We start from the raw sequence: 26422 nt of genomic DNA, 5'->3' as shown, positions 1-26422 counted from the left end.
TGATTATAAAGGAACTCTTTACGGCACTACTTCAGCAGGTTCAAAATGTAAAATCATCAGTTGTTCAGCGCGTAGAGCTAAACTAGCGTAGGTACAGCCGTCATTGTCGCTGAATTCCACTTCAAAAACATCCGGTGCTAGAAATTCCACAACTGTGCCTACTTGACCCCGACACAAATCTCTTTCTGGCAAGTCTTGTGTTAAGGCTACAACATCAAGCATCTGTATTTGGCTACTCATTTAAACCCCTGTTTGTTTCAGAACATAGCAGCTAGTTAATCGTGGGAAATCTTCTTTTTGGCGGACAATCCAACCACTGCGAATCGTTGCTTGTCCAGCAGGTCGGCTCATCACAAAGTCTAACCTGTAGCGTTGTCCATATTCATCTTGTTCTATAGGGATAGCGTCGTTTGTTTGGGCAGCTACTAACAATGCGTCACGTAACTCTTCAGCATCGTCAGCAATCATTTCCAGGACGGATGCAAAAACACGGGCTTTATGTTGACCATCACGGTGATTGGGATTTAGACAGTAGTTGCGAAGTTTGTTTATATCCACAATGGCACGTTCAGGATTTGGTAGTTTCATAGCTAACCTGCGTTTCCGTGGTGATATCCTACCATTTTTTAGACTCCTCCTACCACAGAGATGCAAAGACACAGAGAACGGAGACAGGATCGCAGGTATACAGGGGTTAAGTGCGATCGCCTATCTCTTTGGGCAGATGAACTCAGAAAATTTATGTTATAATAATAAAAAATTTTTCAAATAGCAACAAACAAAGTTGCGTTCGGTCATAAGTATTTACTCACAAAAAACAAGGAGAAGCAAGATGAGCTTACAAGATAAAGCCAAAGCGATCGCCAAAAATATTGAAGGCAAAGCTCAAGAGGCTATTGGTGAAATAACTGGCGATCCTCAACAAAAAGCAGAAGGCAAAGCTAAGCAAATTCAAGCGCAAGCTATGAATACGGCAGAGAACATCAAAGATAAAGCCAAAAACTTTATTAACAAACTATAATCTTTTCCAAAAAGCTCGCTCGGCCCTTCGCATTAACTGCATATCTTTGCAGAATTACGATCAAAAAAGTAAGTCAGAAAGGTAGATAATTCTCCTATCTGACTTACTTTAACATTGTTTAAAACTAACTATATTATTTCAGAGATCCTATGCGATCGGGAGGCCAATATCTTTTGGTTGCTTTACCAATAATTAGTTCCCGTGGTACAAATCCCCAATAATGGCTATCATAACTATTATTTCGGTCATCACCCAGCACAAAGTAAGAGTTAGGAGGTACAGTAACTGGCCCGTACTGGTAATCGGGAGCTTCAGCAATGTAATTCTCTTGCAGAGGCTGGTCGTTGATATATACTTTTTCTCCTTTGACCTCCACTTTTTCTCCAGGTAGACCAATGATGCGCTTAATAAAAGCATCTTTTAAATTTTGCTGTATTAGCGTGTCTGTCGGCGAAAACACCACAATATCTCCACGCTGTGGTTTTTGAAAGCGATAAATCAACTTATCTATAAGCAAACGATCGTTAATTTGTAAAGTTGGCAGCATAGTTCCAGATGGAATATAGCGAACTTCTAAAACAAATGCTCTGAGCAGAATGGCAAGTACTACAGAAAATAGAGGAACAACAATTAAAAATACGCAAATTGTCTTGATAAGTTTTTTTGACGTTTCTCGCCGAACAGGTGCAGATATATAAGCGTTATAAGCCACAAATGGTAATATAATTAGGATTAAAATTGAAACTAATGGCACAATATTAGCAACAACCCAAATAATAATTAATAAAATACCGAGCCACCACTTGCCAATATATAAATGCCCAAGCCCTGGTAAGATTTGCGAAAGGAAAACTGCTAACCAAGGATCTTTATTACTTTTCCTTAATCTTTCAAAATCTGCTGAGTTAGCTTTTCTGGCACATCTGTGAGCGTCAAAAATATTTGGAATAGTTACTAATATAGTCGCTAATAATAGTATGATGCCTTGTTTAATATTACCCGAAGGGCTAAAGACTAACCATCCTCCTAAAAAAATTAAAGCAATCTGAACGATTATGAAAACAACTCCCCTGACAACCTGCCCCGCATATATTTGCCCTATTCCCGGAAAAAAGGTTGATAAAATAACAGCAAGCCAAGGTTCTTTACCAGAAGTGGGTTGATTAGACATAACCGTAATTCTCCAAACTTCTTATGGCAGTTTGTCATAATTTTAAAGAGCATCGCTAGCCAATGTCCAGCTTGCGATGCTCTTAATTCACACTATTAAACAGTGGCCAATTCAGGAGTCGGACGCTTGCTATTGCGAACACCTTCGATCGCCTCAGCATAATCCTTCGCCTTAAACACAGCAGAACCAGCAACGATCGCATTCGCGCCAGCCTCCAAAACCTGCCAACTATTATTCCCCTTCAAACCGCCATCCACCTCAATCCAAGGATCGAGACCCCGTTCGTCGCACATTTGGCGCAACTTCCGAATTTTAGGCAGAACACCAGGAATAAAACTTTGACCGCCAAAACCTGGGTTGACACTCATAATCAACACCAAATCGCAAAGTTCCAGCACATACTCAATCAATTCCAACGGCGTAGAAGGATTGAGAACCACACCCGCCAGCTTACCCAACTCTCTGATTTGACCCAGAGTGCGATGCAAGTGAGGAGAAGCATTATGCTCGGCATGAACCGAGATAATATCAGCACCCGCCTTAGCAAAATCCTCCACATACTTCTCCGGTTCCACAATCATCAAGTGGACATCCAGAGGCTTTTTCGTAACCGGACGAATAGCTTCTACAATTAATGGGCCGATCGTAATGTTCGGGACAAACCGACCATCCATCACATCAACGTGAATCCAATCTGCCCCAGCGGCATCAACAGCCCGAATTTCATCCCCCAGACGGCTAAAATCCGCTGATAGGATAGAGGGAGCAACAACAATAGATTTGTGGGATTGCTTTTGGGTCATGGCCTAAGATCTCTCCTGCGTCCTCAGTTGTAAGCATTTTAACAAAATGTGACACAACCCCTAATTCAGTTTGATCCCTTCAGATGGGAAAACTCTTTGCGAGCGCGACAGATGGTGAAAAAAAATAAGGCGTGGATTGTATTGGGCCTCAGCGCTACCTGTCTGTGTGCCCCGGTAGTAGCCCTGAATAACGACTCATCAGTTGGAGAATCTGGAATTGATGCTCTACGGCTTCAAAAGCCTCCTTACAACTTGACTGGGCGCAAAATTGCGATCGGTCAAGTCGAAATAGGCCGCCCCGGACAGTTTGGCGTGGACAAAGCGGGGAGCCAAAATCATTTAGTCGTCGCAGTCACGCGAGTGTTTTGGCGGGATACACCAGCCAAAACAGATACCGACGTAGACCCCCACGCCTTCAGCGTCGCTGGCATGATGATCAGTACATCCAAAGCCGTACCGGGAGTCGCACCAGGCGCAAGACTGTATTCCTCTGCGGTTGGCTCAATGGAAAAAAGCGGACAAGCAGAAGAGTGTCTCGCCTCTCAATACGTAGCCCAGCAAAATGGGGGAGACGTGCGATCGATCAACTATAGCTTTGGCGAATCCCTCGAACGAGATCCACGAGGAGACGCAGCAGTTTTGGATGGTAACGCCCTCCTAACCCAATGTATCGATTGGTCAGCCCGCGTCTACGATGTCCTGCATCTCGTAGCGGGAAATCAGGGCAAAGGCGGCATTCCCATTCCCACCGACAACTTCAACGGCATCAACGTCGCATTTACCAAGCGCGTTGATGGAGTTTTTTCCAAAGTTGACTTTGCCAACATCGGCGATATCGCCGCCGGAATCGTCAGTCGGCTAGCAGGTAAAGAAATTAATGTAGGGGGGCGTCGTTCGATCGGTATAGTTGCCCCCGGTCACGATGTGACAGTCCTGAACTTGGACGGTACTGTTAACCAAGTTAGCGGCACCAGTTTGGCAACGCCTCACGTCACCGCCTCCGTAGCCCTGATCCAGGAATTTGGCGATCGCCAACTTAGCACCCGCCAGCCCCATTGGAGCCTTGATTCTCGCCGCCACGAAGTGACAAAAGTCGTATTCCTCAACTCAGCCGACAAACTCAAAGACACCGGCGATGGTTTGCGACTGGGTATGACCAAAACAATTACCGACAAAAGCAACCGCACTTGGCTTGACTCCGACGCCTACAAGGATGAAAAAATCCCCTTGGATCTGCAAATGGGGACGGGTCAGCTAAATGCCACCCGTGCAGTTCAGCAGTTTGGCGGCAGTCAGTGGAAACCATCAGAAGCCTCGCCCCCAATCGGTTGGGATTACAACAAAGTGGAAGCCAACGCCTCTGTTGATTATGTCTTAGACAAACCATTGCAGCAGGGAAGTTTTGCTTCCATCACCCTCGCTTGGGATAGGATGGTCGAACTAAACGATACCGACAACAATAATCAATATGACATAGGCGAAACATTTCGCGATCGCGGTTTGAACAACCTCGACCTCTACCTCATACCCGCCGACACTAACGATAATGGCCCTAAAGCCTGCGCCTCCGTTAGCGAAGTCGATAGCGTAGAACATATTTTCTGTCCAGTTCCCAAAACAGGTCGTTATAAAATCCGAGTCCAATATCGCCAAAAAGTTAACGAGGCAAGTCAGCCTTATGCTTTAGCTTGGTGGACTGTCCCCGCAAAGTAATGGGTAACGGGTAACTTTCTCGGTACGTAGTTGCGCTTTAGCGCTAAAGCGCAACTACGTACCCATTACCCATTCCCAACCAGAGCGACTGCACGTAATACCAAATCAGGGTTAGCTACCCACTTTTTCTGCCTCAATGTTGTCCCTTCTCCCCCACTCCCCCACTCCCCCGCTCCCCCACTCCCCCGCTCCCCCACTCCCCCGCTCCCCCACTCCCCCGCTCCCCCGCTCCCCCACTCCCCCACTCCCCCACTCCCCCACTCCCCCACTCCCCCACTCCCCCAGCCCATGAAAGACATTGACCCCTTTGAAAATCCCGACCTCAAACGCTTAGAGGTATTTATATATTTGACCCCAGTCCTCGGCTTTTTCCCAGCCCTCTGGACTCTATACCGCCGTCGAGATAGCCCTTCGCGACAAGCTGTAAGTAGATTGTCAGTAACACTAGCCATTGGCTGGCTATTGGGGTATATTTTGTTGGGTGCTAGCGCAGATGCTTCGGAATCTTGGCAACTGCCCCTGTTGTTGATGAATAGCTTGCTCACTTCTGGTTACTTTGTCGTGTGTATTTGGTTGATGATTCGCCTATCCCAGCATCAATCCCTCCGCTTACCAGTAATCAGTACCATAGCTGAGCGCGTAGTTCGCAAATATCTATCCTAATCGCCAAGGACAGCACGTGATCTAGTTTCCGCTGGCTCCTTATTAAGGTCGCTCTTTTACAGGTCGCCCTAAAGATAATTACCCTGATTTTGTAGCAAAGTGTAGGAAATACTGGTATGAGTATTCTGGTTGGAAAATCTAAAGTAACTTTAGACACTCCAAATTTTTAGTGTGTGAGGAAGCCAGTGCCAACTCGAAACATTGCCGCTCTATTTTCTCTGGGACAAAAAAATAGCCCATCTTTTGTGAGTCCGCCTGCCAAAGCAAACCACCTACGTTGGCTCTGGCTTGGGTTTGGCTTGACCGGCATCGCCATGCTGTCGGCAACAGCGGGAGCCCTGCTAGCAGTGTCTCTTTCCACTAAACCCTTGATGCAAAGCCGAATGAGCGCGGAAGAAGCAGCAGTGTTTTCTGGTGGCGATATCTCGACTACGAATCTGCGTTTACCGGAGCTGACCCGACCTGTCAATATCTTAGTTTTGGGAATAAAAGTTCTCAGTTCGGAGTTGGGTGAGGCACCCAATCCAGCAAACAATGGATATGACCCGGTGGTCAATTCTTTTGAGGGGCTCTCGGATACAATGCTCCTGCTACGCTTTAACCCCCAAACCAAAAAATTAATCGTACTTTCTATTCCACGGGATACTCGCACTTTCGTTGAGGGGCAAGGCGTCACCAAAATTAACGCTGCCAACGCTGCTGGTGGCCCAGCGCTGAGTGCTAGGGCGACGAGCAACTTGCTGGGCGGCATCAGAATCGATCGCTACGTCCGCATCAATGTCCAAGGCGTAGAAAAACTGATCGATGCCTTGGGTGGCGTCACCGTCTATATACCGCAGGACATGAAGTATAAGGACGATACCCAGCATCTCTACATCGATTTTAAAGCTGGGAAGCAACACCTCAACGGCCCTCAGACACAAAACTTCCTGCGCTTTCGTTACGATAAACTGGGCGATATTGGTCGGGTGCAGCGGCAACAAATGGTAATGCGAGCTTTAGCGGAACAAGCCCTCAATCCGGCTACCATGTCGCGAGTGCCTCAAATTCTTTCAGTAGTCCAGTCGCACATCGATACGAACTTAACCCTTGAAGAGTTAGTTGCCTTGGTGGGTTTTGGTGTCAAAACAGATCGATCGAATGTGCAGATGTTGATGGTACCGGGTGATTTTAGCGACACATCTCAGTTCGAGGCTAGCTACTGGCTGCCGAACCGCCGTGGCATTGACAAGATGATAGCCCAGTATTTAGATGTGGATGACTCGAATAAAAAGAGTCGTCGCGCCTTTGACCCTACCAATATCAAGATCGCAATTCAAGATAGCACTGGGGAAGCAGGCGGGGCTGATGACTTAATGGCTAAGCTCAAAAAGGCGGGCTATCGCAATGTCTTCGTTGCCGAACCCTGGAAAGAACCTTTATCAGAAACGCGCATTGTTGCTCAGCAAGGAGATGGTGAGGGTGCTGAGGCGATTCGCCGAGCGCTGGAATTCGGGGAAGTGCGCGTTGAAAGCACCGGCAATCTGGAATCTGATATTACGATTAAGGTTGGTAAGGATTGGCTGCAACGAAGAAATTCACCTAATTAGTTAATTAGTTAATTGGTAATTGGAGAAGGGAAGATTTCAGATTAAAGAATTGAAATTAAATCTAAAATCTAAAATCTAAAATTCCCCATTACCCATTGCTCCAAAATCGGATTCACCAACTCAGGCGCTTCATCCTGCGGACAATGCCCAACGCCTTCAATGGGAATAAACTTTTGCACTTGAGGAAAGTTAGCTAATTCTCGCCCCAGTGCGATCGGTTCCCAAGGGTCTTCTGTCCCCCACAAAATTATCGCCGGACAGGGCAGAAGGGGCAGAAGATCTTCGGGCAGCGGCCCTTGGGAATAGCGGGTAAAAGCGAGAAAAACATCTACAGCACCAGGATCGAATGCTGGTGCCATCAGGATATCTACGAGTTCGTCGGTAACTGTCTCTGGATTTTTATAAGCTTGAAGCAGAATTTTCCGCACAACTTTTGGCTTCGCCAGTCTAGAGAAAAACAACTGACCAACACCCTTGACAGCTAGGAGTTTTTGTAATATAGGGGCACTGGAGCGTCTATACCAGGGTAAGTGGGCGCGTTTGCGATCGTGCAACAGCCGTAGAGAACAGTTGAGCAGGGCAACCCCTTTGGCGATATCTGGATAATCTACCGCTGCCTGCATGGCGGCGATACAGCCAATCGAATTACCGACTAAAAAGGCGGGGCTACCGACGACTTCCCGACAGAAATCGGCAATTTGCTTTGCCCAGGTTTCAAAGGTGTACTCAATCTGAACTCCAGGAGTCGGTTTAGCCGATCCACCAAAGCCAATCAAGTCAATAGCATAAACTCGGCAGGTTTTAGCTAATATAGGGATGTTCTTGCGCCAGTGCCCCCAAGAAGCACCGAAGCCATGTACAAGAATAACTGCTGGGCCTTCGTTTCCTTGAGTCTGATAGCAGATACGGAAACCCTGCCAAGTCCAAGTTTGAGTGGTGGCGGTTTCATTGGTAGAAGCAGAAGGGGTCATACTAAGTGCTGAGTGCTGAGTGCTGAGTGCTGAGTGGGGAGTGCTGAGTGCTGAGTGCTGAGTGCTGAGTGCAACGGAAACCGTACAAACACAATCGCTTCCTTGGTTTGAGCGGTCAATACTGTCCTAACATATCTGATTATGGCTATAAAAACAAAGAAATTAGCCCCTAGCCCTAGTCCCTAGCTTTTTTTTCTTTTGACTTTTGACTTTTGACTTTTGACTTTTGACTTTTGACTTTTGACTTTTGACTTTTGACTTTTGACTTTTGACTTTTCTAGCCCCCTCAAAAAGAGTTTTATGGAACAAATCGGCACTCGTATTGGCAGCTATGCTCCAGATTTTGAACTGCCAGGGACTGATGGCGAGGTTCACCACTTAGCCCGCTATCTGGAAAAGAACCGAGCAATATGCGTGATTTTCATGTGCAATCACTGTCCTTTTGTGAGGTTATATGTAGAGCGTCTCAAAAAAATTCAGGCAGATTTTCATAATGAAGGTTTTACCCTCATAGGGATTAATCCCAACGATGCAATCCAATCTCCTGAAGATAGCTTTGAGAATATGAAAAACTTCGCTGCTACCCATCAGCTTAACTTCCCTTACCTGCGCGATCCGACGCAGGATGTGGCTGGCGGCTTCGGTGCCCAAATAACACCGGAGGTTTTCCTATTAGATCGTGAGAGCGTTCTGCGTTACTGTGGCGGTATTGACGATCGTCCTGAAGCACCAGAGTTGGTACAGGGATTTCATTTGCGGAATGCTGTAGCCCAGCTGATGAAGGGCGAAACGGTAACTCCAACCCACACGGAAGCTAGAGGCTGCTCTTTGAAGTGGCGATAATGGACACATAAAGCCCCTTCTGCTGCTATCTTAAGTTGGAGGCAAATTCAGTTGAGCAAATAGTAATTTCATGGGGACAGCGTACCAACGGGTTTTGCTGAAGCTGAGCGGTGAAGCCTTAATGGGCAACCTCGGCTACGGAATCGATCCAGCAGTGGTTCAGGAAATCGCGGCTGAAGTGGCGGAGGTGATAGCCAGTGGCGTTCAGATAGCGATTGTCGTGGGTGGCGGAAACATTTTTCGCGGCGTCAAAGGGGCGGCTAAGGGAATGGATCGGGCCACAGCAGACTATATTGGCATGATCGCTACGGTGATGAATGCCATGACGTTGCAAGATGCTCTGGAGCGATCGGGCGTTCCCACTCGCGTGCAAACTGCGATCGCAATGCAAGAAGTGGCGGAACCCTACATCCGGCGTCGCGCCATTCGTCACCTGGAAAAAGGACGAGTGGTGATTTTTGGCGCTGGTTCTGGCAATCCTTTCTTTACAACGGACACCACAGCTGCTCTGCGGGCAGCTGAAATCAGCGCTGATGTGATTTTTAAGGCGACTAAAGTGGATGGTATTTACGATTCAGATCCGCATCTGAATCCTAATGCCAAACGCTATAAAAGCCTTAACTACGCCCACGTTTTGAATCAAGATCTGCGGGTAATGGATAGTACCGCGATCGCTCTGTGCAAAGAGAACAATATCCCAATTATGGTTTTTGACCTTAGTGTGAGGGGTAACATCCATCGAGCTGTGATGGGAGAACATATAGGAACGGTAGTCGGAGATTTATATGAAGTTAGCTGAAGCTGAAACTAAAATGCAGAAAGCTGTTGAATCTACTCAACAGGCTTTTAATACCATCCGCACCGGCAGAGCTAGCACTTCTCTGCTCGATAAAGTGGTGGTAGATTACTACGGTGCCCAAACACCTCTGAAATCCCTCGCGAACATCAATACACCGGATTCAACTACGATTACGGTTCAACCATACGATCGCGGTAGCTTAAATTTGATTGAAAAAGCGATTTCGCTTTCGGATATCGGTTTAACTCCTAACAACGATGGCTCCACCATCCGGTTGAATATTCCGCCGCTAACGAGCGATCGCCGTAAAGAATTCGTGAAGATAGCCGCCAAGTACGCTGAAGAAGGAAAAGTCTCGATTCGCAATATTCGCCGCGATGTCGTAGACTCTATTCGCAAGCAGGAAAAGAACGCCGAGATTTCTGAAGATGAAGCGAAAGATCTACAAGATAAAATTCAAAAGATGACCGATAAGTACATCAACAAAGTAGAAACATTGCTGGCGGAGAAAGAGAAAGACATTACCACCGTCTAATGCTACAACGGTTAAGTTAAATTACCCCCATGCTGTAATATGTTTGACTGCATTATTGTCGGTGCTGGCCCAGCAGGCGGAACGGCAGCTTATCATTTGGCTAAGCGGGGGCGTTCTGTTTTAGTTCTGGAAAAAGAAAGCTTGCCTCGGTATAAACCCTGTGGTGGGGGTGTATCACCTGCGATCGCCCAATGGTTTGATTTTGACTTTTCCCCAGCAATTTCCCTGAAGGTGGATACCATTTGCTACACCTGGAAAATGGAAGATCGGGTGGAAGCCAAACTAAAAGATATGGAGCCAATTTGGATGGTGCGGCGGGATGTCTTCGACCACTTCCTCATCCAGCAGGCACAGAAGCAAGGGGCTGAACTCCGAGATAATACGGAAGTCACGGGGATTGAATTTAAGAACGATCGCTGGCAAGTCAATACGGCTAATGGCCCAGTAGAAGCTCGCTATCTGATCGCCGCCGACGGTGCCAAAGGGCCAATGGCTAAGTTCTTGGGCTTCAAGGAACGGAAACGCCGACTGGGTGGAGCTTTAGAGGCAGAAACAGCGCCACCCGGAAATCCCGATACTAGAGCTTACTTTGAGTTCGGGATGGTCAAAAATGGCTACATCTGGAACTTCCCTAAAGCAGACGGTTATTCGATCGGCATCGCGACGTTCCAAGGTGGCGAACCGCAAGACTTTAAGAGTATTTTGGCTGAGTACGGCACCCTATTCGGTGTGGATGTCAAAAATAGCAAGCAATACGGGCATCCCCTGTGCTTGTGGGATGGCAATCAAAAGCTGCACACCCAAAACGCCGTTTTAGCTGGAGAAGCCGCCTGTGTGGTCGATCCAATGACCGCTGAGGGCATTCGTCCTTCTATTTTTAGCGGTGTGAAGGCTGCCGAAGCGATCGATCGAGCTATTGGTGGCGATTTGAATGCCCTGGAAAAATATACCCAAGTCATCGCCGATGAATGGGGAAGCGATATGATATGGGCGCAACGCCTAGCTGGCGTGTTCTACAAAATTCCCAAAGTTGGCTACAAAGTGGGGGTGAAGCGACCCGCTGCTACCCAAACTATGGCGAAAATCCTCTGCGGAGAACTGCGTTACAGCGATGTTGTTAACCTCGCGCTCAAACGCCTCAGTAAGAGTATGATTCCTGGTATGGGCGGCTAAAAATAGTTTAGAGTTATGAGTTATAAATTAAGAATGTTTAATTCATAACTCATAACTCTCAGATTTGCCGCCAATTAAGTACGGTGAATCTACAATTAAAGTGATAGACTATCTGCTTTAGCCAGGAAGAAAAATGAATGCCATCACACTAACTATTCCCCATCTATGAAGAGATCGGACTACGTTGAGCTTGTGCAATATGTCACCAACACTCAAGGTGAGACAACAGGCGTATTGATACCTTTGGAAGTTTGGGAAAATCTCCTGAAATCGTGGCAGGCTCTTGTGGATGAGCTTGGGCAAATTGATGAAGCAGAACCTAACGAAAAAATTCTGGCTGATTTAAAAGATTCTCTTCGCCAAACCAAAGCAGGGCAAACCTTCCCCATATCTGAATTATGGGATGGGATTGATGTCTGAAAATTTTGCTGTTGAGGTTCGATTTACGCTCCCGTTTAAGCGTAGGCTGAAATCCCTTGCGAAACGTTATCGTCAGATTCAGAATGACATTCGACCAATAATTGATGAGCTTCTAGCTGGAAATTTTATCGGCGATCGGATTGCTGGGACAAGCTATACTGTTTTCAAGATGCGGGCGAAGAACAGCGATATTCCCACTGGAAAAAGCGGTGGGTATCGCTTGATTTATCAGTTGGTTTCGCCGCAGTGTATTTCGTTGCTATTGATTTACTCTAAGTCTGATTAAGCCGACGTGGCTGCCGAAGAAATCGAGGATGCTATTGAAGAAGTAATGAAAGAAAAATAAAGGCCGTATTTCATAACTATTTAGCGATAACCCAAAAAAATCTAATTCTTCTTTACACCTTTTTTCTTGGCAGCAGCTAGAGACTTAATTTGGGCAGGTTTATCATATTTTTGGGGTTTTTTAGCATATTTTGCCAGAAATTTCGACGGCGAATCGTTAGGCGGCTGGGTAATACCAAGGCGAGTGAAATCTGTCCATATTTCTTCAGTTAATAATTTTAAAGCAGCGTCAGGATTTTGAGTAGCGATCGCACCTATAACTTTTTGCCATTCCTCCCTTAATAACTCAATATTTGCATCTTCTACTGAAAACTCACTCAGTAAAAAAAGTGCTGTTTGGAAATACTCCGAATCAGGTGATATCTTTTTCGATCTTAATCCGTGAAATGCTAACTTCAACCAAACAGGCAATAATTCCAGCCAATTATTTTGCTGTAGCTGTTTTAATGCTTCCCCCTCCATACTCAGCGCACACCACACGCAAATAGCAGCTTCAGCAGATCGATAATCGCGCATTTTTAAAGCATTTTTCCATAATTTTTGCGCCTGTTTGTGGAATCGACTTGCCAGAAATTCGTAGGCTTCTTGAACTTGTTCGGTAATTGTTACTTTATAAACAGTTTCTCCCCTTGGTAGCCTATCTCCCCGATAAGAAAGAAAATTGTGAGAACCGCATAAGTGAATTTTTCGATCCGCTACCACTTCCTTTGCATGGGAATTTCCCAACCAAAATATCTGCACCGCAGGTAAACCATCTGGCGTTTTAATTCCTGTTAGTTTTTGCTGGAGTGTGGGGGGAATTTGTCGTTCTTCTTCTTCCTGTTTGCGTGCAATTCCATAACCAATTAAAACTGAAACTCCTTGTTTAGCAATATTCTCAAGCAGCTTGATAAATTCATCATCTACAACTTCTTCACTCACCCAAGGCGAAAAAATCAGTATCTCCTGACGCGCCGATTTGAGAGTATCTAAAAAAGCTTTCCGAATCTGACTGTCACGCAGCAGAATAACACTACCTGCTTCAGCAGTTAAGGCAGGTTTATTTGGCTTTGGATTAGTCCTAATTTCCAGAACATTTTCAATTGCTATATGATTAATTTTCTCAATTCTTGCCTCAACTTCAGCATTCCTCGTTTCCATCAGTAGATTGCGTTCGCTAGCAATAGTTTCTTCACTAATAGAGAACAAATCTTGTAAGGAAATCATCCCTGCCTCTTGCAGAATATTAAGCCAAGTTGAGGGATATTCTAAAACCTGCTTACCGCGTCTAACTTGCAAGGTTATTTTATCTTCAAGTAGATCGAAAATAACGAAAATTGAGATAGCTTGCCAGATATTTTTAGATTCATCTATTATACTTGCTTCGGTAAGTATTTTGCCTTCTTTTGGTGCGTGAATTCCTAAAGTTGAAGCTTCAACTATTTGCTGAAATTGTTCAATAGACAAGTAATAAATATCGGGAGATCTATTTTCTATCGCCATAAAGTTTTCCAACTCTGGCAAGTCGATATTGGTTTCTTCCAAAGGAGAAGCTAGAAAAAAAAGATTGCAGTTTAATGGGTCAGTAATAGCATAAATTTGTTTAGTTTGTGGTGGTTGTGGAACAGAACCTTGTGCGTAGAATTGTCGTCCTTGGGGAGTAAGTGCGATCGATCCATTAGTCGTCCATACTAAAGTTTGTAAAGAGCGCAGTGTTCTAGCGGTATTTTGCACGAATACAGGATCGAGTCCCAGTACGGTTGCTAATTCATCCACTGTTGGCGGCGGGTCAAGCTCAATTCCAGCGCGAAGAATAAACTCTTCCAGTACATTAAATTTACGCGGTTCGCTAATAGTAACTTCCACTAAAACTTGAAAGACACTATAGCGGAATTGACGCGCCGCCAATACAGATAAACCTGGACTTTGCTGCTCAATTTTGTCTGCCATTTCTTTCAGAATGGCATCAATTGGTTTAGGAGAGGATGCTAGAAACATTAATTAATCCTTGATGGTTATTTTCATTCAATTATGCTGTAGGGACACGGCATAATTAAAATTTTGCTCTATACCAATATATTTATGATGCCGTGTCCCTACAAAAATGTGGTGGGACTGGCGGGACTATCCTAAAATGCTAGAAACATCAATTAATCCTCCATGACGACGCACGATATCGGAAATGTTAGAATACATACTGCCAACTCCCCGCGCCTCCTGAGTAAACAAGGTATGACAACCGACAACTATTAGCAATTCTTGAGCGCGAGAAAAAGCAACATTTACCCGTTCTAACTTTTTGGCAAATCCCACATCTCGCTTGCTGTTATTGCGAACCATGCTAACAATAACTACTGCGCGTTCCATCCCTTGAAATCGGTCAACTGTACCCGTTCTAATTTGCAGGGATGGAAAGCTTTCTGAGGTTATTCTTTCTTCAATTAGTCTCAATTGAGCGCCATAAAAAGTAATAATGCCTATTTCTTTGCGGGGATTTCCTTCAGCAACTTTGGGAAACCAAGCTACTTCCATTTGCTGACACAAATTTTCGATCGCTTCTACTTCTTTAATATTGGCTTTTGAAGTTCCTTCTTGTCTTTCTTCAAAACCCTCTTCTAATGGCATTTTTACCCAAATAAGATGGTGATTTTCTTGGATAATTTTACCATTCAGATTGTGTGAGCGTTGCCGATCGGCATCTGGAATTCCACATTGCAAGCGATGATCGTAAAACTGATTGATCGCACCCATAATAATCGGGTGCATCCGATACTGAATAGTTAACCTACGCTTGATACTTTCATGTGCAGCTTCAAATTGTCTTTTAAACAGAGATTCTTCTAAAAATGCCATTTCCTCTCTGGTACTGTCCATTTCTGACGCAATTTCTTCAATGCTATTTTCATGCAGCATTGGCGGTAACTGCCGATAGTCACCAATTAACACTAATTTTTTGCCTTTTAAAGCAGGAATTAGTAACTCTGGCGGCGTACATTTACTGACTTCATCAATAATTACTACATCAAAATTATTGAATTCTCTGGCAAAACTATATCCAGCAGCTTGCACGCAAGTAATGCCGATAACGTTCGCATTATCAATATAAGTTCGCCGCAATTCTGTTCGATCTTGTGCTGAGGGATTGCGTAATTTTTGAATCCAATCTTGGACGAGTTTTTCGTAGCGACTGAGATAAGCTTCTTCTTTTTCTAATTCTTTTTGCCAAGCGTCGAATTGCGCTTTCAGAGTGCGTAAAAAGTCTGGATCGTATAAATCTGTTGAGGGGACTGGCGGTTTGAGTCGATCGGGTATTGCTTGCCATGCTGACTCCCACCATTTGCGATCGCTAATTAATTGTTCTGAAGGTTTCTGTTTTAGTTGCGCTTCTATTTCGCCAAGTTGGTTTTGTAAGTCTGCCAGTTTCCTGTTGGCACTTTCATAAGTTTGTTGTAAATTAGAAAGATGATGATTCAGATTTTTTTTGATATTTGATAGTCCAACCAAAGGATCTAGTAAGGAAATCAACCTCGTCAGGTTACTAATACCGCTTTCCCAGTCACTCACCTGCGCCGATAATGTTGCTAATTCCGCTAAAACAGGTAACATTGATGTGCTTTGCAGGCATCTTTCCACTACAGCGCGTAAACTATCTGGCAATTGTGCAAACTGCTTCAATTCTGTTAAAAGCGCTCGGCTGTGTCTAGCTTTTATCTCAGCTTGTTGACGCAAATTTTCTAATTGCCTTTGAAACTCAGACATTTGCCTTTTAAGATTGGCTAAGTCTTCATTAAATAGCTGAGTAGATCCGCTTTGTGAGCTTGCAGTTCCTACTACTAATCCTACTTTTAAATCTCGATTGAAAGCTTTGACAACCGCAGCTTTAATATCTGGTAATCTCTGTTGCGCTAATTTCAACAACCCCTGAGAGCTAATACCTATTTGCACTGTTTCACCATTGTATGATAGTAAAGAACCATGTTGACGGACTAATGTTTTAATAGAGGGAATCTGAATATTTTCAATGATCTGTTGCCAAATTTGATCGAATCTGCGATTTTGGATATTTTGTTGTTCTGTTACCATTTGCTGATAGTTTCTTTGCAGTTGAGCAACATTGGCAGAATGCTGGTGGTAAGTTTGTACGACTTTTTGGGTTTCATCGATTGATGCGATCGCATTTTTAGCCGCCGCCAGTCCCCTCCCAGCTTCCGAAACCCAACCAGGAACGGCATTCCGCAACCAAGCAGCTAACCCAAATGCTTCGCGATTACCTGGAGAAACCAAACCCAATCTCTTAGCTAACTTTACCGCCGCTTGCACGTTGGCGATGAATTCTTTTAGATAATTATCATTAGCTGCGGATTTCTTTAAACGCTCTAATAAATTGAATACTGCGGCGTCTTCCCAATTGACTGAATTGGCAGATGATAGTATGGAATCTAAATCTGAAACTATCGAATTAATCTGAGTTTGCTGTGCTTTAATTTCCGCTATTTGACTTATTATCTCTTTCCCATCCGCTTTGCTCCTTACCAGGCGATTCTGCCAGGTTCTTAGATCCCGTTCGATGGTTTCTTCAGCTTTCAAATAACTGGTGAATTTTTCTGCCGATGCTAACAACTGACGGAAAAAGTCTATATTTTCTTTTCTTTTAAACAACCGCTTTTCGCAATCTTCAGCCGTATTTTTCAGCCAAGTACCAATTACTTGTTCTTCTAAAAATGGTAATCCTTCTTCCTCTACTCTCTCAGCACGTCCCTTTCGCAAAGCACGAATTACCGGACTGTGAATTAATCTGCTGAGTGCGTTATCTACTGCTAAATTTGCTTGGGAAGCAATCAAAGTCCGTCCGCCTTGCAAAGCAATTTGGTAACAAATTTCGGCAATAACTGTAGTTTTTCCCGTACCTGGTGGCCCTTGAATTAACACCAAATCATCGGCAGCAAGTACCGCTTCTACTGCTGCAATTTGGTCGGGATTAGCAGATGGTAATAACAAATCTTCAGGTTTTAGTTTAAGATTTCTTTGCAGAGGTCTTGCTTTGGCAGCGTCAAAGAAAAATTCACCCAAATAAGGATTATGTGCGTTTCCTTTTTGTAATTCTTCTAATGCTCTTTTCTTCCGTTTAATTTGGCTTAAATCTCCTGCTGCCTGGAAAGACAAAAATCCTTGTTTGGGGATTTGATAATTTCCTTCAATTATTTTATCGACAATTTCGGCATCTATTCTGATGCGGATAAAACTTTTTTCTCGTTCTATTTCTTCGATACTCCCCAATCGATATTCAATTTGTTCGCCGTTACCATCAGCAGGGATTTCCAAAAGCTGAATATCTTCATTGCGTGCTTTCGCTGCTCGTTGCCAAAAGTTATCTTCTTTCAGAGAAGTGCCAGAAGAACTATCAATAGTGGCTTCTTTATCATCTATTTCAAAGGTTATTTTCCTGGTTGCCGCTCCATAGTTATGATTAATAAAGGGAACGCAAAATTGCCGCTCTTTAGCCATGCGTTCTTCAATATTTAAAAAGCTTTTCCAAGCTTGTAACTGTTCTTCTGTTGGCAGATGATCGCCGCAAAAAGGTAATTTTGCTATACTGGATATAACCGATGGCGGTACGCCGATGCGGTGTTGGCGATCGCGCAATAAACGAATACTATAAAGTGTGCTAAAAGCATCTGCTTTTCCCTTATCCGGTGATAATAATCGAGCCGATAGCACCCGCAAACCGCCATATCCATCTTGACTGACAACTGCCAACAAGCTTAAGGTTTTTTCCCGTTCTTGAAGTATGGCAGGTAATTCCATATCATCTCGATCTGTTGGTATTGTCAGTTCCCATTTTTCTTCCCCTATTTCCTGTCCTTTTCCCCGGCGACGCAGGTAAAATAAATGTGGCTCTTGTCCGAGAATTTTAGATAGTAATTCTTCAGCGCGATCGCGTCTTTCTGAAAAATCCAAATACCTGTCTATTGCAGCTTTTCCTTCCACATCGCCAATCAAATTATTAATTGAATTATCGCCAACAAATCTATAACCAAATCTTTCGGCAACTAACTCTTCTGACTCTTCTTCTTTAGTAGCCAAGGGTGGAATATTGCTTTCCTTCTCTTGCAGGGTAGAGGTATGTTTAATTTTGGCATTAATTTCAATTTGTCGAATATCCTCTGAATCAGCTAAAAATATAAAACCAGATAAATTTGTACCTGGCAAAATATCTTTTGAGTTCAACCTAATCTCTAAATTTTGTAACCCCGGCGATAAGTAATTTGGCTGTACGTGCAGCCAACTAAGATCGGATACAATTTCGCAAGCAGCGCCTATTTGTAATTGCCAAGAACGCTGTACTAAGCGATCGCATTCCACTTCCCCAAAATCCAATACCGTCGGAATATCCCAGCTAGCGCCTGACCAGCGAACATTTTCAGCTATTCCAGTCAATCTCACTCGCTCTAAAATAGGCGATGTTCCTGTTTCAGCGAATAGCGCCACTTCTCCCTGATCGCCTCCCACCGTGCGAGCGATCGCTAAATTCTCGATCCGCACCCCAGGTACTTTCACGATCAGTGCTGGCTCATCGGCTGTAAAAATAACCGTATCTTCACCATTTCCGCGAATTGCGATCGCTTTTTCAATGATAAATGGCCCTTTGTACTCACCTGACATCAAGTTAATTTCGTACCCATCCCGAATAATTTGCAGTAAATCACCTATATTGGCAGGATCGGCTGAAAAACTGGGCATACTTACTCCAATTTATAATTATTCCGGCCTTTATGGACTCGCGCTTCCGATGATTATACCAATTCGGCCATACTTGTGCTAATTGTTTTAATATAAAAAAATATCGCTCAAGAAACCGGGTTTCTGTCGGGTTTCTGCGATCGATCGCCTACAATTGTTCTGGATCGATTCCCTTTTCTCGCAATCGTTCTATCAAAGCTTGATATCGCTGTTTTTCTGTTTCCAGTTGTGCGATCGCATCCTCAGCGCGTTGGCGTTCCTGTTCCCTCAATCCATCGAGTTCAACAGAGGTAAGAAATCGCTGTCCATCGGGACGGAAAATTTCTAAAGTATCAGATATTAACTCAAATCTTATCCCCAATCGCGGACTTACCCAACCATTCATCTCCTCAATCTCTTCTAATCGATTTTCAGAACGTATCAAACCAGTCAATTCCACTTCTTCCGGCTCATAAATATAATATTCTTCGACTCCATGACGTTGATAAAACAGAAGTTTTCTTGACATTTCTTTAACTGTGTTACCTGGAGATAAAATTTCAAACACTACTTGGGGAGGGATGTTATTTTCTAACCATTGTTTATAAGAACCCCGTTTTCCTTTTGGTCTGCCAAATGCTACCATAACATCAGGTGCTTGGCGAATTTTGTTATTTTCTTCGATGGGATACCAAAGCAAGTCGCCTGCGACAAATACATTAGTATCGTTGGCGAACAAAATTTCTAAGTTTTCTTTGATAACTACAATCCATCGAAATTGTTCGGTGTTATCTGACATTGGTTGGCCGTCGCTGTCGGGGTAGATTATTGTTGGTTTTATTTCAGTTGGTAGTTGTTGGAACATATAATTTTAATCTTATTTTTATTTTAGTGGATCGGGGAAAGGCTCGGTTAATTGTAGGGTGGTCACAAGTTTAACGTTCTTGGGTACGTTGTTGCGATGCCGCGCTAAAGTTAGAAGTGACAGCAGAAGTAGTCAATGGTCAGGTAGAAATCAGTAAAAAACAGGCTGAGGTTTTAGGGGAATTTTTCCAAGTCGATCCAAGTTTGTTTTATTTTACAACTCTTTAAACGACTACGGTAGCCAAAACCACAAAAATAAACCATAACTAGAATAGGTAACTTTGTTAACCTGTGCAATTAGTCCCAACCTCTACGATAAAAATTTCCCTCTCACCCATCAATGACCAAAATTCCCTTTGTAGACCTCAGCTTTCAACACGAACCTTTGCTAACCCAGATCGAACAAGCCCTCCTGACTGTACTCCACCAGGGCGATTTTATCATGGGCAAAGCTGTCGCCGATTTTGAGACAGCCTTTGCGAAGGCTTGCGGTGTAGAATACGGTATTGGCGTAGCTTGCGGGACAGATGCGATCGCACTCGGACTCCAAGCCTGCGGTATTCGTCCCGGCGATGAAGTAATCTTACCAGCCAATACCTTTGTTGCCACCCTCATAGGCGTCCTCCACGCCGGTGCAACCCCAATTTTGGTCGATTGCGACCCCGAAACCGCTTTAATAGACCTAGCAGCCGCAGAGAAGGCAATTACGGCACAAACAACAGCAATCCTACCAGTCCATCTCTACGGACAAATGGTATCGCCAAAACAACTGCTAGACCTAGCTAGCGCCCACAATCTGCTAATCTTTGAAGATGCAGCCCAAGCTCACGAAGCTTCGCGAGAAGGTTACAAAGCTGGCTCAATAGGTAAAGCAGCCGCATTTAGCTTCTATCCCAGCAAAAATTTGGGCGCAGTAGGTGATGGTGGGATGGTGGTAACCAACGATGCAGAAGTAGCCAAAAAAATGCGATCGCTACGCAACTACGGTGCCCCCCAAAAATATCTCCACGTCGAATACGGCACCAACAGCCGCTTAGATACCCTGCAAGCCGCCGTACTCAACGTAAAACTACCCCACTTACAAGAGTGGAACACTCAGCGCAACATAGCTGCACAAGAGTACGATCGCTTATTAGAAGAACTGCGATCGCACGGTATATTCCCAATCCAAAACCACACTGGCAGCGGACACATTTATCACCTATACGTCATCCGTATTACCGAAACCTGTCCAGTCGATCGCGAAACAATCCAGACAGAACTAGCCGCAGTAGGCATCCAATCAGGCATCCACTATCCCCTGCCCTGCCATCTTCAGCCAGCATATCAGTATTTAGGTTACAAAGAAGGAGACTTTCCCAATTCAGAAACACTATCAAAACAGATATTATCCTTGCCAATGTACCCTGGTTTGAGCCACACTCAGATCGGTCAGGTAGTGCAAGAACTTCATAGTATCGCGATCGCTCCCCCAGCAGCAATCCCCGGTTAAAATCATGCAAGTAGGATTAAAAATTCCCAAAACCATAGAGCCACATTTACTAAGTGGCGCTATATTAGCTTTTTTGACAATATTGTACGCACCCCTGCTGTTGCACTGGTACGACGGCTGGCTGCACAAAAATATCGGCATCGTACACGAGTATTTCAGTCACGGACTGATTGGTCTGCCTTTTGCCGCTTATATCGCTTGGTTAAATAGGAAACTTTGGCATCGCTTGCCAGATAACACCCATCCCTTGGGTGCTGCCTTACTTATAGTGGGGGCAATATTTTATCTCAGCGGCTTAAACGACTGGGTGAATTTATCCTTCCCATTAGTGCTAGCCGGACTGTGCTTGTGGCTCAAAGGTATTGCTGGCTTCAAATTGCAATTTTTCCCGCTTTTGTTGGTATTGTTGGCATCTCCAACATCAGTACCCTACCTAATCGAACCCTACGCTTTACCTTTGCAAAGCTTTATTGCTGGAGTAGCTGGCTTTATTTTGAGTCAGTTTGGCATAAACGTCACCGTCGAAGAGATTAACTTATATGTTGGCGGACAGATTGTGGAGGTAGCGCCTCACTGTGCGGGACTCAAAATGCTGTTTACCAGCTTGTATGTAGCTTTGATGTTGCTTTTTTGGACTGGTGAGTTGCGATCGCGCACTAAATCAATTTTATTTTTAATTAGTGCCGCTTTAATTAGCGTTACTGCCAACATCATCCGCAATACCCTGCTAACCTACTTTCACGGTACTAATAATCATCAAGCCTTTGAATGGCTGCACGAAAGTTGGGGCGGCGACCTATATTCTGCCTGTATGCTGGGAATATTGGTCGTGCTAATCAATTTAATGGAAAAATATTTCCCCAGCGACGATGAGAGCGAACTGCACAAAGAGATTGATTCATGAATTACTTGAATTCAAAACTCAAAACTGATAACTTAAAACTCTCTCAGGTCATCTTGCTCCTGTTCCTGTTAGTATTGATCGCGTTAGGGGCAATTCCCAGTTACCTGAAAGGACATTGGCCTTGGGAACAGCCGCCGCCGATACCTTCTCTTAAGCAAATCCAACAATTGCGGAAAACGGGACTAACCCTGACCGGTTGGCAAACCATCTCCCAGGAAGTCAGGGAAGTTAGCGGCCACAAATGGTCTTACCAAAATATCCAGCGCGATCGCAAAACTCAGGCTATATTGATGCTACTGCCCCAGAATGGGCCTAAAGAGCAGCCCCAGGTAGAATGGGTAGATGTCAAAGGTTTTTGGCGCTGGAAAACAGATAAATATCGCCCCGCACAATTTACTGCGGTTTCAACAAACGATCGTAGTGTCAAGGTGGAAGCCCAGTTCTTTCAAGGCTGGAACCGAAATCAGACCTACGCAGTGCTGCAATGGTATGCTCTTCCCGATGGAGGCACCCCAGATCCAGGCAAATGGTTTTGGGCCGATCAAAGAGCCCAGTGGCAGGGGCGTCGCGTTCCTTGGGTTGCAGTCAACATCCAAATTCCGATCGAACCTTTGGGCGACATCGAAAAAGTTAGGCCCCTAGCACAGTCCCTCGGCCAAAGCGTTCAATCGGCATTAATGGCAGGTTCGCTCCAGAAAAAATAAAATCAATGAAAAATTAAAAATGAAAGGGGTTCTTTTCCGGCGACGGTTAACTGCAATTCACCTGCTTACTCTTCACACTGGTAGCACACTCCTGCTAACCGGCACATCCTTATTTTGGACATTTCCTCAAAAAAGCTGGGCAGCAGGGGAATTGCAGATTACCGCTTTGCAGAAGCAAGCTACAGATTTAAAATTGCCAATTGAAAAGAAAAAAATTCAATCCAAAATCCAAAATCCAAAATCCTCTCTTGCGAAGGTGGGCATCGTGACGGGAAATGGCGCTCGGTGTTCATGGGGGAAACCCCCAAGACCACACTCGCTTGCCAAGACGCCCACTTCGCGCCAAATCCAAAATTCTTTAGCTCAATTACCCGTAACCATACCAGTAGTTCCCTTTGAACTCCAAAATACCCCCCAACGCTTTCAGACCAGCCCCCAGTTTGGCCCCTACCGACTCGGCCCTGGAGATACCCTTTCTGTTATTACTCAACGCTTTGCAGACCTGAGCTTTATTGCCAACGTTAGTCCCGAAGGCAAAATTGTGGTGCCATTGTTGGGAACAGTATCAGTAGGAGGTCTGACTCTACCAGAAGTCCAAGAAAAGATTCGCTTGGGGTTAAATCGCTACGTAATCGATCCGGTAGTCAATGTGTCTCTAGGGGCTCAGCGTCCGGTTCAAGTCACCATAACCGGCGCAGTCGTCAAACCGGGTTTCTATAACCTGGGCTTCCCGCCGCGCCTCTCTACGGCGCTGCTGACAGCGGGGGGGAGTACAACCCAAGCTGACCTGCGCCAAATCCGCGTTCGTCGCTTCTTGCTGGATGGCTCTTTTATTGAGCAACCCATAGATTTGTTTACCCCTCTAGCAGCAGGAGATCCCCTGCCAGATTTGCGTCTGGAGGATGGAGATGCGGTGATTGTACCCCAACTTGGGGTGGGAAATGACGCCACTTACGATCGTCAGCTTGTAGCTAAATCCACCCTGTCGCAGCAAGTTATCAACATCCGCGTTTTGAGTTATCCTAATCAGGGATTGGGTAATATTCGCCTTCCAAATGGCAGTAATTTTCTTGATGCCTTCACAGCCGCGAGTCCCAATCTCCAAGTGGCGGATCTCACCAGGGTAGCGCTGATCCGGTTTGACCAAGAACGAGGCAGAGCGATCGTCAGAGAACTGAATGGCAAACGAGCTTTATTTGGCGATGCTTCTCAAAATGTTCCCCTGCGAGACAACGATGTGATTGTGATCGGTCGCAATCTTGTCGGTCGGATTACTTACGCGCTCAATAGTTTTACCCAACCATTTCGAGATATTCTCGGTTTTCTCCTCTTCTTCCGATCGTTGAGCAACAGTGCTAACGATCTGTTCAGCCCTAGCTCAGACAACGGAAACGGGAATTAAAAATAATTGCATATTTGAGATTTTAGATTTAAAATTTGAAATAAATCAAATCTAAAATCTAAAATCTAAAATCTAAAATTACCATGACTTCACCTATTGTTAAGCGTTATCTGATCGCCTTCGATCAGCACAAATGGAAGGGAATAGTTGCCTGTATTATGATTGTGGGGGGAGCCAGTTTCGTGGCGTTACTGCCACCACCACCCACGGAATACCAGGGCGAAGGGATTGTTACTTTAACTCAACCGCCAGTAACTTTTTCCAAGACAGGAACTGACATTCAACAGCAGGGACAGGGCGTCAATGTCGATTTACTCGTCAATGAGGATGTGGTGAAGGCGGCGGCTGAGCAAATCAAGGCAAATCCCAGGACAGTATTCAAGAAGATCAATGTTAAGCTACCCAAACCGCCTGCTAAGGGACAACCGCCTCCACCACCTCTGCTGACAATTCAATACGCAGATCAAAAAAAGGAAAACGTCGCTACAGTAATCAACACGGTAATGGTGGGCATGGTTGAGCGCAGCCGTTTTATTAACACGCAGCGCTTGCGATCGATCATCACCGAAATCAATAAACGGTTGCCGCAAGCCGAGAAGGAACTTCGGGCAGCGGAACAAGAAGTCGAAAAGTATACCAAGCAAGAAGGGCCACTTTTGTTGGCAGCAGAGAATGGTAGTTTGATTCAAGGTATTACTGGAGGTCAAGCTCAGCAGCGGCAGATTCGATTCCAATTGCAGGGGATTGACGCCCAAATTCGCAGCTTGCAGCAACGATTAGGATTGACACCTGACCAGGCTTATGCTTCTTCGGCTCTGAGTGCCGACCCGATTATTGCCAATCTGCGGGCTCAGATTTATCAGACAGAAACTCAGCTAGAGATTCTCAAGAAAGATCTTCGGCCTGAACACCCAAATATAATTGCATTACGCAAGCAGCAACAATCTTACGAAAATTTGCTCAGAGGTAGAGCGGCTGAGGTGATTGGCGGGAACGGTATAGCGGCACCCATCCAAAGCGGCGCTCAAATTCGCCAAGACAGCAGCCTAGACCCAGCCAGACAAGCGCTGGCACAACAGCTGGTCGCCTTAAAGACCCAGCAAGATGCGCTTGTGCAACAGTTGAGTACGATCGTCCAGCAAGAAAAGACTCTCAGGCGGGAATACGCTACTATCCCCAATAAACAACTCGAATTAGCACGCTTGCAAGAGCGTTTCACACTAAAACAAAATCTCTACAGCAGGATGCAGGCGGCTTTGGTGGATGCACAGGCAGCAGAGGCAGAGACGGTTAGCAGCTTGAGCATTGTCAAACAGGCAGAAGTTCAACCCATTATCTCGACCAGCCAGAATCCTGTGATGACGATCGCAATCGGAGCCTTAGCTGGAGTAGCTGTAGGTGGCGGCTTAATTTTCTTGCTGGGAATGATGGGCGGTATATTGCAAACGATGGAGGATATCCGAGGGCTGCTGCTGCAACAAGAGGTACAGCTTTTGGGCATCGTGCCTTATATTATGGTCATTGACCCCGATCTCGACGGTACACCAGTTGTGATGGCAGGGGATTCACCCTATCTGGAAGTGTACGAACGTATCCGCAGTAATCTGCGCCGTACCAGCGATAAACCTGTGAAGGCGATCTTGTTGACCAGCACGATTAATGAAGAAGGTAAAAGCTTAACTGCTTATAATCTGGCCATAGCCTCTGCCCGCGCTGGTAAGCGAACGCTGGTGATTGAAGCGGATTTGCGATCGCCATCCCTTGCTAAAGCTGTTAAAGTCGCACCCGATCCCGATGCCTATGTGGAACCTTTGCGCTACTACAGTACATGGAGTGAATGTGTTCGTCTTGTACCAGAAGTTGAAAATTTATACTTAGTACCGAGTCCTGGCCCCTTACGGCAACCAGCATCTATTCTAGAATCCAGCGAGTTTCAACGGTTACTTGAAGATGTGCGCGGTCGTTTTGACATGATTATTGTTGATACACCCCCCCTCAGCCTCTGCAATGATGCTCTGTTACTAGAGCCGCTAACCGATGGCATTGTACTCGTGACCCGACCAGGTTACATAGCTGAGAGTATGTTGACTGAGGCTATAGAGCAACTCAACGAATCAGAAGAACTGCGGCTTTTGGGTGCCATCATCAATGGGGCAGACATCCCACTGCCGATGCCTACCTCTAGCGCCGAACCGCAGGAGTCACCAGTAGCCGAACCAGAAAACTTGTCGCAAAAAGAAGCCCAAGAAAAGTCAAAAGTCAAAAGCCAAAAGTCAAAAGTCAAAAGAAAATAGGGGAAGATTTTAAATTT

At 45.1% G+C, this 26422-nt stretch carries 23 protein-coding genes; 15 read left to right on the top strand and 8 right to left on the bottom strand.

The genetic code is table 11. The features are described 5' to 3' along the window. Positions 1-18: 18 nt before the first annotated feature. Entirely contained in the window at positions 19-240 is a 222-nt protein-coding gene (locus LAY57_RS12785) for a DUF4926 domain-containing protein (RefSeq protein ID WP_249067089.1), read from the bottom strand. Continuing rightward, the gene (locus LAY57_RS12780; RefSeq protein WP_249067087.1) at positions 241-588 is read right to left on the bottom strand and encodes a DUF6883 domain-containing protein; all 348 of its coding nucleotides are present in this window, start codon (positions 586-588) and stop codon (positions 241-243) included. 244 nt (positions 589-832) lie between these two features. On the opposite strand from LAY57_RS12780, the gene LAY57_RS12775 reads away from it, so the two are divergent. Beyond that, positions 833-1021, top strand: coding sequence for a CsbD family protein (locus LAY57_RS12775; RefSeq protein WP_249067085.1), 189 nt, complete (start codon positions 833-835; stop codon positions 1019-1021). A gap of 133 nt (positions 1022-1154) precedes the next feature. Here LAY57_RS12775 and lepB read toward each other — a convergent pair whose 3' ends face one another. Together lepB and rpe are read right to left on the bottom strand one after the other, a co-directional pair. Beyond that, positions 1155-1676 carry a signal peptidase I gene (lepB, locus tag LAY57_RS36205; RefSeq protein ID WP_338022400.1) on the bottom strand — a complete coding sequence of 174 codons (522 nt, stop codon included), beginning with the start codon at positions 1674-1676 and terminating at the stop codon, positions 1155-1157. Positions 1677-2287: 611 nt separating this feature from the next. Beyond that, positions 2288-2995, bottom strand: coding sequence for a ribulose-phosphate 3-epimerase (gene rpe, locus LAY57_RS12765; protein WP_249067081.1), 708 nt, complete (start codon positions 2993-2995; stop codon positions 2288-2290). Between the two features lie 111 nt (positions 2996-3106). On the opposite strand from rpe, the gene LAY57_RS12760 reads away from it, so the two are divergent. The 3 genes from LAY57_RS12760 to LAY57_RS12750 all read left to right on the top strand — a co-directional run bounded on the left by LAY57_RS12760 (position 3107) and on the right by LAY57_RS12750 (position 6960). Continuing rightward, positions 3107-4708: a S8 family serine peptidase gene (locus LAY57_RS12760; RefSeq protein ID WP_249067079.1), complete on the top strand. Its 1602-nt coding sequence runs from the start codon at positions 3107-3109 to the stop codon at positions 4706-4708. 30 nt (positions 4709-4738) lie between these two features. After that, positions 4739-5371, top strand: a complete 633-nt coding sequence (locus LAY57_RS36200; protein ID WP_338022398.1) for a hypothetical protein — start codon at positions 4739-4741, stop codon at positions 5369-5371. 185 nt (positions 5372-5556) lie between these two features. Continuing rightward, positions 5557-6960 carry an LCP family protein gene (locus LAY57_RS12750; RefSeq protein WP_476727014.1) on the top strand — a complete coding sequence of 468 codons (1404 nt, stop codon included), beginning with the start codon at positions 5557-5559 and terminating at the stop codon, positions 6958-6960. A gap of 68 nt (positions 6961-7028) precedes the next feature. Here the strand turns inward: LAY57_RS12750 and LAY57_RS12745 are convergent, their stop codons facing one another. Next, positions 7029-7931: an alpha/beta fold hydrolase gene (locus tag LAY57_RS12745; protein WP_249067077.1), complete on the bottom strand. Its 903-nt coding sequence runs from the start codon at positions 7929-7931 to the stop codon at positions 7029-7031. A 300-nt stretch (positions 7932-8231) separates the two neighbouring features. Here LAY57_RS12745 and LAY57_RS12740 point away from each other — a divergent pair, with 300 nt between their 5' ends. The 6 genes from LAY57_RS12740 (at position 8232) to LAY57_RS12715 (ending at position 11987) form a co-directional block, all read left to right on the top strand. Then, positions 8232-8774, top strand: coding sequence for a thioredoxin family protein (locus LAY57_RS12740; RefSeq protein ID WP_249067075.1), 543 nt, complete (start codon positions 8232-8234; stop codon positions 8772-8774). A 70-nt stretch (positions 8775-8844) separates the two neighbouring features. After that, positions 8845-9573: a UMP kinase gene (gene pyrH, locus LAY57_RS12735; RefSeq protein WP_249067072.1), complete on the top strand. Its 729-nt coding sequence runs from the start codon at positions 8845-8847 to the stop codon at positions 9571-9573. Next, positions 9560-10108 carry a ribosome recycling factor gene (gene frr / locus LAY57_RS12730; RefSeq protein WP_249067069.1) on the top strand — a complete coding sequence of 183 codons (549 nt, stop codon included), beginning with the start codon at positions 9560-9562 and terminating at the stop codon, positions 10106-10108. The genes pyrH and frr overlap by 14 nt, the downstream gene beginning before the upstream one ends. Before the next feature lie 39 nt (positions 10109-10147). Further along, positions 10148-11281 carry a geranylgeranyl reductase family protein gene (locus tag LAY57_RS12725; RefSeq protein ID WP_249067067.1) on the top strand — a complete coding sequence of 378 codons (1134 nt, stop codon included), beginning with the start codon at positions 10148-10150 and terminating at the stop codon, positions 11279-11281. A gap of 165 nt (positions 11282-11446) precedes the next feature. Beyond that, positions 11447-11701: a hypothetical protein gene (locus LAY57_RS12720; RefSeq protein WP_249067065.1), complete on the top strand. Its 255-nt coding sequence runs from the start codon at positions 11447-11449 to the stop codon at positions 11699-11701. Beyond that, on the top strand, positions 11694-11987 hold the full coding sequence (locus LAY57_RS12715; RefSeq protein ID WP_249067064.1) for a type II toxin-antitoxin system RelE family toxin: 294 nt from the start codon (positions 11694-11696) through the stop codon (positions 11985-11987). The genes LAY57_RS12720 and LAY57_RS12715 overlap by 8 nt, the downstream gene beginning before the upstream one ends. Positions 11988-12088: 101 nt before the next feature. On the opposite strand, the gene LAY57_RS12710 is transcribed toward LAY57_RS12715, so the two are convergent. The 3 genes from LAY57_RS12710 to LAY57_RS12700 all read right to left on the bottom strand — a co-directional run bounded on the left by LAY57_RS12710 (position 12089) and on the right by LAY57_RS12700 (position 19610). Beyond that, positions 12089-14023, bottom strand: coding sequence for a phospholipase D-like domain-containing protein (locus tag LAY57_RS12710; protein WP_249067062.1), 1935 nt, complete (start codon positions 14021-14023; stop codon positions 12089-12091). Between the two features lie 126 nt (positions 14024-14149). Beyond that, on the bottom strand, positions 14150-18766 hold the full coding sequence (locus tag LAY57_RS12705) for an AAA domain-containing protein (RefSeq protein ID WP_249067059.1): 4617 nt from the start codon (positions 18764-18766) through the stop codon (positions 14150-14152). Between the two features lie 148 nt (positions 18767-18914). Further along, positions 18915-19610 carry a Uma2 family endonuclease gene (locus LAY57_RS12700; RefSeq protein ID WP_249067057.1) on the bottom strand — a complete coding sequence of 232 codons (696 nt, stop codon included), beginning with the start codon at positions 19608-19610 and terminating at the stop codon, positions 18915-18917. A gap of 339 nt (positions 19611-19949) precedes the next feature. Between LAY57_RS12700 and LAY57_RS12695 the strand changes: the two genes are divergently transcribed. From LAY57_RS12695 to LAY57_RS12675, 5 genes are all read left to right on the top strand, one after another. Next, positions 19950-21101 carry a DegT/DnrJ/EryC1/StrS family aminotransferase gene (locus LAY57_RS12695; RefSeq protein ID WP_249067055.1) on the top strand — a complete coding sequence of 384 codons (1152 nt, stop codon included), beginning with the start codon at positions 19950-19952 and terminating at the stop codon, positions 21099-21101. Positions 21102-21105: 4 nt separating this feature from the next. Continuing rightward, a complete protein-coding gene (gene crtB, locus LAY57_RS12690) occupies positions 21106-22005 on the top strand; it encodes a cyanoexosortase B (RefSeq protein ID WP_249067054.1) in 900 nt (299 codons plus the stop codon). Beyond that, positions 22002-22709 carry a cyanoexosortase B system-associated protein gene (locus LAY57_RS12685; protein WP_249067053.1) on the top strand — a complete coding sequence of 236 codons (708 nt, stop codon included), beginning with the start codon at positions 22002-22004 and terminating at the stop codon, positions 22707-22709. Before crtB ends, LAY57_RS12685 begins: the two co-directional genes overlap by 4 nt. Positions 22710-22728: 19 nt before the next feature. Further along, positions 22729-24111, top strand: a complete 1383-nt coding sequence (locus tag LAY57_RS12680) for a polysaccharide biosynthesis/export family protein (protein ID WP_249067052.1) — start codon at positions 22729-22731, stop codon at positions 24109-24111. A gap of 83 nt (positions 24112-24194) precedes the next feature. Then, on the top strand, positions 24195-26405 hold the full coding sequence (locus LAY57_RS12675) for a GumC family protein (RefSeq protein ID WP_249067051.1): 2211 nt from the start codon (positions 24195-24197) through the stop codon (positions 26403-26405). The last annotated feature ends 17 nt before the right edge of the window (positions 26406-26422 follow it).

This window comes from Argonema antarcticum A004/B2 (assembly GCF_023333585.1).
Classification (GTDB): Bacteria; Cyanobacteriota; Cyanobacteriia; order Cyanobacteriales; family Aerosakkonemataceae; genus Argonema; species Argonema antarcticum.
This window is presented reverse-complemented; position numbering and strand designations above follow the sequence as displayed.

Coding starts and splice junctions, on each gene's coding strand:
- pyrH (WP_249067072.1), top strand. CDS start 8,845: ATGGGGACAGCGTACCAACGGGTTTTGCTGAAGCTGAGCGGTGAAGCC.
- LAY57_RS12705 (WP_249067059.1), bottom strand. CDS start 18,766: ATGCCCAGTTTTTCAGCCGATCCTGCCAATATAGGTGATTTACTGCAA.
- LAY57_RS12680 (WP_249067052.1), top strand. CDS start 22,729: ATGAAAGGGGTTCTTTTCCGGCGACGGTTAACTGCAATTCACCTGCTT.
- LAY57_RS12760 (WP_249067079.1), top strand. CDS start 3,107: ATGGTGAAAAAAAATAAGGCGTGGATTGTATTGGGCCTCAGCGCTACC.
- LAY57_RS12785 (WP_249067089.1), bottom strand. CDS start 240: ATGAGTAGCCAAATACAGATGCTTGATGTTGTAGCCTTAACACAAGAC.
- rpe (WP_249067081.1), bottom strand. CDS start 2,995: ATGACCCAAAAGCAATCCCACAAATCTATTGTTGTTGCTCCCTCTATC.
- LAY57_RS12725 (WP_249067067.1), top strand. CDS start 10,148: ATGTTTGACTGCATTATTGTCGGTGCTGGCCCAGCAGGCGGAACGGCA.
- LAY57_RS12710 (WP_249067062.1), bottom strand. CDS start 14,023: ATGTTTCTAGCATCCTCTCCTAAACCAATTGATGCCATTCTGAAAGAA.
- LAY57_RS12775 (WP_249067085.1), top strand. CDS start 833: ATGAGCTTACAAGATAAAGCCAAAGCGATCGCCAAAAATATTGAAGGC.
- LAY57_RS12695 (WP_249067055.1), top strand. CDS start 19,950: ATGACCAAAATTCCCTTTGTAGACCTCAGCTTTCAACACGAACCTTTG.
- LAY57_RS12780 (WP_249067087.1), bottom strand. CDS start 588: ATGAAACTACCAAATCCTGAACGTGCCATTGTGGATATAAACAAACTT.
- frr (WP_249067069.1), top strand. CDS start 9,560: ATGAAGTTAGCTGAAGCTGAAACTAAAATGCAGAAAGCTGTTGAATCT.
- LAY57_RS12685 (WP_249067053.1), top strand. CDS start 22,002: ATGAATTACTTGAATTCAAAACTCAAAACTGATAACTTAAAACTCTCT.
- LAY57_RS12720 (WP_249067065.1), top strand. CDS start 11,447: ATGAAGAGATCGGACTACGTTGAGCTTGTGCAATATGTCACCAACACT.
- crtB (WP_249067054.1), top strand. CDS start 21,106: ATGCAAGTAGGATTAAAAATTCCCAAAACCATAGAGCCACATTTACTA.
- LAY57_RS12675 (WP_249067051.1), top strand. CDS start 24,195: ATGACTTCACCTATTGTTAAGCGTTATCTGATCGCCTTCGATCAGCAC.
- LAY57_RS12740 (WP_249067075.1), top strand. CDS start 8,232: ATGGAACAAATCGGCACTCGTATTGGCAGCTATGCTCCAGATTTTGAA.
- LAY57_RS12700 (WP_249067057.1), bottom strand. CDS start 19,610: ATGTTCCAACAACTACCAACTGAAATAAAACCAACAATAATCTACCCC.
- LAY57_RS12715 (WP_249067064.1), top strand. CDS start 11,694: ATGTCTGAAAATTTTGCTGTTGAGGTTCGATTTACGCTCCCGTTTAAG.
- LAY57_RS12745 (WP_249067077.1), bottom strand. CDS start 7,931: ATGACCCCTTCTGCTTCTACCAATGAAACCGCCACCACTCAAACTTGG.